Annotated in this window: 9 protein-coding genes; 8 read left to right on the top strand and 1 reads right to left on the bottom strand. The window is 59.1% G+C overall.

Features of this window, described 5'->3' with window-relative positions:
• Positions 1-218: 218 nt before the first annotated feature.
• A complete protein-coding gene (locus ACW9JC_RS15015; protein WP_457455723.1) occupies positions 219-1,211 on the bottom strand; it encodes a GlxA family transcriptional regulator in 993 nt (330 codons plus the stop codon).
• Positions 1,212-1,313: 102 nt separating this feature from the next.
• Here ACW9JC_RS15015 and ACW9JC_RS15020 point away from each other — a divergent pair, with 102 nt between their 5' ends.
• The 8 genes from ACW9JC_RS15020 to ACW9JC_RS15055 all read left to right on the top strand — a co-directional run bounded on the left by ACW9JC_RS15020 (position 1,314) and on the right by ACW9JC_RS15055 (position 7,190).
• On the top strand, positions 1,314-1,868 hold the full coding sequence (locus tag ACW9JC_RS15020; protein WP_338583399.1) for a cysteine hydrolase family protein: 555 nt from the start codon (positions 1,314-1,316) through the stop codon (positions 1,866-1,868).
• Positions 1,869-2,012: 144 nt separating this feature from the next.
• A complete protein-coding gene (locus ACW9JC_RS15025) occupies positions 2,013-2,699 on the top strand; it encodes a YjfI family protein (RefSeq protein WP_457455726.1) in 687 nt (228 codons plus the stop codon).
• Between the two features lie 22 nt (positions 2,700-2,721).
• On the top strand, positions 2,722-3,420 hold the full coding sequence (locus ACW9JC_RS15030; protein ID WP_338583402.1) for a PspA/IM30 family protein: 699 nt from the start codon (positions 2,722-2,724) through the stop codon (positions 3,418-3,420).
• Positions 3,421-3,550: 130 nt separating this feature from the next.
• Complete coding sequence (locus ACW9JC_RS15035; RefSeq protein ID WP_457455728.1) at positions 3,551-4,114, top strand: rhomboid family intramembrane serine protease; 564 nt, start codon at positions 3,551-3,553, stop codon at positions 4,112-4,114.
• A gap of 52 nt (positions 4,115-4,166) precedes the next feature.
• A complete protein-coding gene (locus ACW9JC_RS15040; RefSeq protein ID WP_457455730.1) occupies positions 4,167-4,853 on the top strand; it encodes a DUF2491 family protein in 687 nt (228 codons plus the stop codon).
• Positions 4,854-4,865: 12 nt separating this feature from the next.
• Positions 4,866-5,294: a DUF350 domain-containing protein gene (locus ACW9JC_RS15045; RefSeq protein WP_338583405.1), complete on the top strand. Its 429-nt coding sequence runs from the start codon at positions 4,866-4,868 to the stop codon at positions 5,292-5,294.
• Between the two features lie 16 nt (positions 5,295-5,310).
• Entirely contained in the window at positions 5,311-6,021 is a 711-nt protein-coding gene (locus ACW9JC_RS15050; RefSeq protein WP_338583407.1) for a DUF1190 domain-containing protein, read from the top strand.
• A gap of 11 nt (positions 6,022-6,032) precedes the next feature.
• Entirely contained in the window at positions 6,033-7,190 is a 1,158-nt protein-coding gene (locus tag ACW9JC_RS15055; RefSeq protein ID WP_457455733.1) for a glutathionylspermidine synthase family protein, read from the top strand.
• Positions 7,191-7,259: the final 69 nt, after the last annotated feature.

Raw genomic sequence — 7,259 nt, forward strand, 5'->3', positions numbered from 1 at the left:
CGAAAATGCTTTTCCAATCAGCCGGTTGCAGAATCGGTGATGGCAGGACGCCTGCTTTATTCTGCACGACCGTTAATGCCGTTCCTGCAAATTGCACGATTTCAAGCTTTGTGGAGATCCATTGTAGGAGTGAGCCTGCTCGCGATGACGGCAGCACATTCAACATTGATGTGACTGACACACCGCTATCGCGAGCAAGCTCGCTCCTACAGGTGCGATTACCGTGCTGCCGCAACCGGCGTCACCCCAAACCGCGTCCGGTAATCACTCGGCGCCAGCCCGGTGATTTTCTTGAACGTCGAGCGAAATGCACCCGGGTCTTGATAGCCCACGGTCCAGGCGATGTGATCGATGGTGCCGTTGGTGAACTCAAGCATTTCCCGTGCCTTGCCGACCCGCAGATGCTGGCAGTACTCAGTGGGTTTGAGCCCGGTAGCCGTGCGAAAACGGCGCAGGAATGTGCGCTCTTCCAGCCCTGCCCGCTCGGCCATTGTCGTCAGCGATACATCGGTAGCGCCGGTGCTTTGCAGCCAGTGCTGCACCTTGAGAATCGACGCATCGCCGTGGCTGAGGATCGGAGCGAAATTGCTGCCGCACTCGCTGGCACTGTCGCTGTGTTCCACCACCAGAAAACGCGCGGTGCCGGTGGCAATGCTCGGCCCCATCAGGCGATCCACCAAGCGCAATCCCAACTCGGACCAGGCCATCAACCCGGCGGTGGTGATCAAGTCACCGTCGTCGACGATGGGCGTGTCGGCCTTGAGCTTGATTGCCGGGTAATGCTCGGCAAAGGTCTTCGCCGAGGTCCAGTGGGTGGTAGCGCTACGGCCGTCGAGCAGTCCGCTTTCGGCCAGCAGGATCGAGCCCACGCAGACACCGCCCAAGGTCGCGCCACTGGCATGTTGCTCGCGAAGCCAGCGAATCAGCGCTTGCGGTGCCTGGCCTTCGGTAAAACCGCCAATCGATGGCGGAATCAACACCGCCACCAATGCAGTGTCCGCACCGGGATGGCTGTCGTAGACCCGAGCGGGAGGCTGATCGCCCTCGACCTGCCAATGGCTCACGCGCAATAACGGCAAGTGCGCGGCCTGATGTTCGGCGGCGATCCGGTTGGCCACCCCGAACAGGTCCGTCAACCCATGCACCGCCGCCATCTGCGCGCCGGGATAGATCAACACGCCCAGTTCGGCGATTGCCCTTTGTGCGTCCATTGTCAGTTTTCCCCCTTCTATTGTCGGTGCGGCCAATCCTCGAACGGGCTCGCCGGGCCGATACTTCATTCCACACCCAACCCGCACTTCGAGGAAACAGTCATGGCCAAGCAAGCACTCATCGTAGTCGATATCCAAAACGACTACTTCCCTCAAGGCAAGTGGCCGCTGGTCGGTGCCGATGCCGCCGCAGACAACGCCGTCCGCTTGCTCAAGGCCTTCCGCGAGGCCGGTGATTCGGTGGTGCACATCCGCCACGAGTTCACCTCACCGGACGCACCGTTTTTCACCCCGAACTCCGAAGGCGCCAAGCTGCACCCCAAAGTCCTCAACCAGGGCAACGAGCCGGTGGTACTCAAGCACTTCGTCAACTCGTTCCGCGAAACCGAACTGCAATCGATCCTCGACGAACAAGGCGTCAAGGAACTGGTGGTCGTCGGCAGCATGAGCCACATGTGCGTCGACGGTATCACCCGCGCCGCCAATGATCTGGGCTACAGCGTGATTGTGATCCACGATGCCTGTGCCTCCCGTGACCTGGAGTTCAACGGCACGACCGTTCCGGCCGCCCATGTACATGCCGCGTTCATGTCGGCCCTGGGTTTTGCCTACGCCAATGTGATTTCCACCGACGAATACCTGAACGCCAGCCGCTGATCAACCCGTCGAAAGAACCAAGGCCCGCCTCGTCGCGGGCCTTTTTGTGGGCGGTCATAAAATCTCACGCGTGAGCCATTGATGGCACTCTGATTTCGCTGTAGGGTTGCTCACGCGTGAGATGTTCACAACGGAGTCACTGCCATGAAAAGCCGCTCCCTGTCAGGCCCGCCTGTCGAGCCTGCCGCATCAAAGAGCCCAAAGGGAGAGCGCGCAAAACCGTCCGCGAAAAAGCCGTCGAGCTTTTACATGAAGCAGATGCGCGCGGGTCTGGCAGCCGCCGGTTATGTGAAACACGAAACTTGGGTGCTTCCCGAAAACCGAAGCTTGCTCAAGCAGATGGAGCAACAGCTACGCCAACCGATTCTGGCTGGCTCATTCATGTCGGAGAATTACATGAGCGCAGGCAACAACTGGAACATCGACAGCCTCTTCAACGCCCTTCAGGCTCTGGACGAGGTGGCTTCGCAAGAAATCACGCTTTCCCTGATCCAGAGCTCCGAGCCCAGCATCAAACTGGAAATGAACGAGTTTGGCGGTCTGCCGATTCACATCGCCGTCGCCGGTGATCAGATCATCGTCGATACCGTTCTGGTCGATGTCGAATCCATCAATGACGTACCGAAATTCAACGATGCCGTGCTGCGCAGCCGGGAAATGTTCCCGCTTTCATCGATCGGTATCGAGTCCATGCCGAACGGGCAGATCGTCTACAACATGTTCGGCGCGTTGAGTTCCGATTCCAGCCTGACCAACGTGGTGACCGAGGTGAAAACCCTGGTCGACAACGTCCAGCGTGCCAGCGAAGCCTTCGAACGCTTCTTCAAGTAATCATCAGGAAAGGAATGCCCACATGACACAGTCCATCTGGAGCAAGTTGTTCACCGCATTGCGCGGCGGCGCCACCGAAGTCGGCGAAGCCATCGTCGATCAACAGGCCCTGCGCATCCTCGACCAGGAAATCCGCGAAGCCGATAGCGCCCTGGCCAACGCCCGTCGCGAGCTGGTCACCATCATGGCCAAGCACAAACTGTCGGCTGATCGCGTCAGCGAGTACAACGCCAAGATCAAGGACCTGGAGTCCAAGGCCATGGCCGCGATCCAGGCCAACCGCGAAGACCTGGCGATGGAAGTGGCCGAAGCCATTTCGACCCTGACCAATGAGCTGGATGTCGAGCAGAAACAAGCTACCGAGTTCGGCACCTACGCGGAAAACATGCGCAAGGACATCAACAAAGCCGAAGCACGAATCAAAAGCCTGCGCCAGCAAGTGGACATGGCCAAGGCTCGCGAAAGCGTACAGAAAGCCCAGGTCAGCGCTTCGATCGCCAGTGGCGGCGCCAACGGTAAATTGGAAACCGCGGTTGGCACCCTCAACCGCCTGCAGGCCAAGCAACAGCAACGCGCCGCCGAACTGAACGCCCAGGATGAACTGGCAGAAGCGTCGACCGGTAACGATCTGGAACGCAAACTTCGCGAGGCCGGCATTACGCCAAACGAAGGCAGCGCCAATGCGATCCTGGAACGCCTGAAGAAACAATCGGCCGAGTAATCGAAGCCGCACCTGTAGGAGCGAGCATGCTCGCGAAAAACCTGAGAACGCCACGGGGTATCAGGCTTTGCGCGTCATCGTTAACGACCATCGCGAGCTTGCTCGCTCCTACGTCAAGTCGAGGTCAAGGATGGATGCCCTGAAGGGTTTCAAGACAGTCGCCGCTCTGGCGATCTTCATGGTTGTGCTGCAATTGCTCAATTCAGCGACCGGCTACAGTCTTGTTGCCTTCGGCCTGGTGCCGAGAACGATGCACGGACTGATCGGCATCCTCACCTCGCCTTTCTTGCACGGCTCCTTCGCTCACTTGAGCGCCAACCTGATCGCCTTTCTGATACTGGGCACTCTGGTCATGGTCGAAGGCCGCAACCGCTTCTTCACCGTCAGCGCCATCATCATTTTGCTGGGCGGCTCGCTGGTCTGGCTGTTCGGTTTTTCCGGCTATCACATCGGTGCCAGCGGCTGGGTGTTCGGGTTGTGGGCGTACCTGCTGGCGCGCGCGTGGTTCCAGAGGAGTTGGGGCAATCTGCTGACGGCCAGCGTTGTGACGCTGCTGTATGGCGGTCTGATCTTTGGCTTCCTGCCCCGTCAGGGTGTTTCTTTCGAAGGGCATATCTTTGGTGCGTTCGCCGGTTTTATTGCGGCCAAGGTACTTTCCCCCGCGTCGCGCACTAGGTTAAATGCCGCCCCATAAACGCATTTGAATGAGCCTGCATCGCCTCTTCTCCCCCTCAAGGAAGTCTTCAATGGGATGGTTTAAACAGTTGATGGGGCTCGAGGCTCCAAACTCGAACTCGAACTCGAAGTGGATCGCCAATGACAGCGCGCCACTCAATGAGTCGCCCGCCGGCCCGCTGGGCCTGGCATCAGGCAAAAGCGTGATGTTCGACTCGACCCTGACCTTGCTGCTCGACGGCAAAACTTCCGTGGCCGTGCCCGCCGCCCAGCAGATCTGGAGTGCCGGCACCATCGAGCTCGGTCAATCGGCCTGGCTGTCACGCTATTACATGAACGACGAAGACCACTGGCTGCAAGTGCACACCACCGGCGATGTCGCCGGGCAGGTCGAGTCGGTGATCCTGTTCAACTACCTCGACTACGTGACCATCAGCAGTGAAGCGGAGCTGCGCCGACTGGCCGGCCCCGACAGCCTGATCGGCTTGCCGACCTACAGCCATAACGGTGTCGAATACACCCGTGAATGGGGAACCGAGTCTGGCCAGACCGAACTCGTGGCGCTGAGCGAGCAGTTGAGCAACCCGGATGAGACCTACCGCATCGAGCACCATTCGATGTTGTACGCCCGCGACACCGGGCTGACCAATCGCCGGGAGTTCCTGCTGTTCTCCGTCGAAGAAGATGCCGAAGGCAGCATCAGCTTGAGCACTTCGCTGGGCATCTCGCTGTACACCACCGACCTGACCATTTACTAAACAGGAACAATCATGCTCGAAGCACTCTCCATTTCCCTGAACCAAACCGCTGTCCTCGGGTTTGTTTCGTACATTGTCGGTGCGGCCGTGTTGTTCGCCCTGTTCCAGTTCATCTACACCCGAATCACGCCGCACAAGGAATTTGAACTGATCCGTTCGGGCAACGTTGCCGCCGCGATCGCCCTGGGCGGTGCCATCGTCGGTTTCGCCATTCCGGCCAGCAATGTCATTGCCTACTCGATCAGCATCCTCGACTTCGTCGTCTGGGCAGTGATTGCCGCGTTCGTCCAGTTGCTGGCATTCCTGATGACCAGCCTGGTGCTCAAAGGCGCGTCCGAACGCATCCAGAAAGGTGAAATCGCGGCCGGCATCTACGTCGCGGCAGTGGCCATCAGCGTAGGCATGTTGAACGCCGCGTGCATGACCCCTTCCCAGAACTGATCGCGCGGAGATCCGGATGAAACGAAGCAAGTACGTTCAGCTCTCGCTTGCCGCGTCGGTCGCCATGGCGATATCAGGCTGCGGGCCAACGGAAAAAACCTATTCGGTACAGAAGAAATACAACTTCCAGTCCGTTCAGCAATGCGCCGATGAAAAACTGCCGGTGGACGTCTGCTCGGACGCCTACATGACCGCCCTGGCCGAGCATCGTCGCCTTGCGCCGGTGTACGACAACCAGGCCGATTGCGACGCCGACTTTGTCGCCGACTGGTGCCAACAGGACTCCGCCGGCAAGTTCATCCCCCGCTTGGGTGGTTTCGAACTGACGGCCGATGGCCAGGTGACGCAATCCCAGGTGGACGCCGCCAAAGCACAATTGCCTGCCGAACAGGCAAACAGTGGCGGCTCAGGCTTCTCCACCGGCAGCCTGCTGACCGGCCTGTTGATCGGCAACATGTTGAGCAACAACCGCAACAGCTACTACTCCGAACCGGTGTACCGCTATCGCGATGATCGCGGTAACTATGCCTCCTCGACGCTCGGCCAGCGGATTTCCAAGGGCACGACGTTTACCCGGTCCGACCAGGCGAAGTACGGCCGCGGCTACAGCACCGCAAGCACCCGCTCGGCCAGCAAGCCGATCTCAGTGGCCTCTTCCACCTCCCGTGGCGGTTTCGGCAGCAAGGCCAGTGCCCGCAGTGGCTGGGGCGGCGGATCGAGCAGTTAAGGAGCCGGGCCATGAAGAAGATCCACTGCGCAGAACGGCATGACTGGAAACAGACTGCCGAAAGCCTCGGCTTTCTGTTTCACACCATTGACGATGAACCCTATTGGGACGAGAGCGCGTATTACCAGTTCACGCTCAAGCAGATCGAAAACGATCTGGAAGACCCGACCACCGAGATCCATGAGATGTGCATGGACCTGGTGGCTCGCGTGGTTCAGAGCGAAGAATTGCTGGAACGCCTGAGCATTCCTGCGCCGTTCTACGACCTGATTCGTACGTCTTGGCTCGAAGGCCACCCGCATCTGTACGGGCGCTTGGATTTTTCCTACAACGGCAACGGCCCCGCCAAATTGCTGGAGCTGAACTACGACACGCCCACCAGTCTGTACGAGGCGGCGGCGTTTCAGTGGGGCTGGCTGGAGCAATGCATCGAGCGTGGTTTGCTGCCCAAGCAGGCCGACCAGTTCAACAGCATCGACACCAAACTGCATCAGGCTTTCGCCCAACTGCAGCTCAAACAGCCCTTTTACTTCGCCTCGATGAAAGACTCGATGGAGGACAAAGGCACCACCGATTACCTGCGCCTGGTCGCAGAAAAAGTCGGCATCGAATCACGGCATATCGACATCGAAGACATCGGACTCACCAGCGACGGACGCTTCGTCGACCTCGAAGATCGCTGGATCCCTCACCTGTTCAAGCTGCATGCCTGGGAGTTCATCTTTCACGAACCCTTTGGCGTGGCGATCGCCCAGAGTGATACGCAGTTTTTCGAGCCGGCCTGGAAATCGATCATCTCCAACAAAGGCATCCTGCCGTTGCTGTGGGAGTTCCACAAAGGGCATCCGAACCTGCTTGCCGCCCATCTCGATACCGACCCGGGCAAAGCAGTGCCCAAGGGTTGGGTGCGCAAGCCGTTCTTCTCGCGGGAAGGCGCCAACATCGAACTGCAAACCGCTGACGGCCTGATCGTCAAACAGGACGGGCCTTACACGGATGCGCCCTTCATCCTGCAAGAGTTCGCCCCGCTTCCGAAGCTCGGCGACAGCTACACGCTGATCGGCTCCTGGGTGATTGCCGATCAGGCGGCGGGTATTGGGGTGCGGGAAGACAACAGCCTGATCACCAAGGATTCGAGTCGGTTCTTGCCGCACCTGATTCTCGACTGAATCCGCCCCCCATGAAAAATCTATGGTCACCCCCATTTTTGCAATACTGATTAACGGGTGGTGTGGTTG

The sequence above is a fragment of the Pseudomonas sp. SDO5591_S426 genome, assembly GCF_054070755.1.

Bases quoted from the DNA above. Each gene is read 5' to 3' on its own strand.
- ACW9JC_RS15015 (WP_457455723.1), bottom strand. From the start codon at position 1,211: ATGGACGCACAAAGGGCAATCGCCGAACTGGGCGTGTTGATCTATCCC.
- ACW9JC_RS15020 (WP_338583399.1), top strand. From the start codon at position 1,314: ATGGCCAAGCAAGCACTCATCGTAGTCGATATCCAAAACGACTACTTC.
- ACW9JC_RS15025 (WP_457455726.1), top strand. From the start codon at position 2,013: ATGAAAAGCCGCTCCCTGTCAGGCCCGCCTGTCGAGCCTGCCGCATCA.
- ACW9JC_RS15030 (WP_338583402.1), top strand. From the start codon at position 2,722: ATGACACAGTCCATCTGGAGCAAGTTGTTCACCGCATTGCGCGGCGGC.
- ACW9JC_RS15035 (WP_457455728.1), top strand. From the start codon at position 3,551: ATGGATGCCCTGAAGGGTTTCAAGACAGTCGCCGCTCTGGCGATCTTC.
- ACW9JC_RS15040 (WP_457455730.1), top strand. From the start codon at position 4,167: ATGGGATGGTTTAAACAGTTGATGGGGCTCGAGGCTCCAAACTCGAAC.
- ACW9JC_RS15045 (WP_338583405.1), top strand. From the start codon at position 4,866: ATGCTCGAAGCACTCTCCATTTCCCTGAACCAAACCGCTGTCCTCGGG.
- ACW9JC_RS15050 (WP_338583407.1), top strand. From the start codon at position 5,311: ATGAAACGAAGCAAGTACGTTCAGCTCTCGCTTGCCGCGTCGGTCGCC.
- ACW9JC_RS15055 (WP_457455733.1), top strand. From the start codon at position 6,033: ATGAAGAAGATCCACTGCGCAGAACGGCATGACTGGAAACAGACTGCC.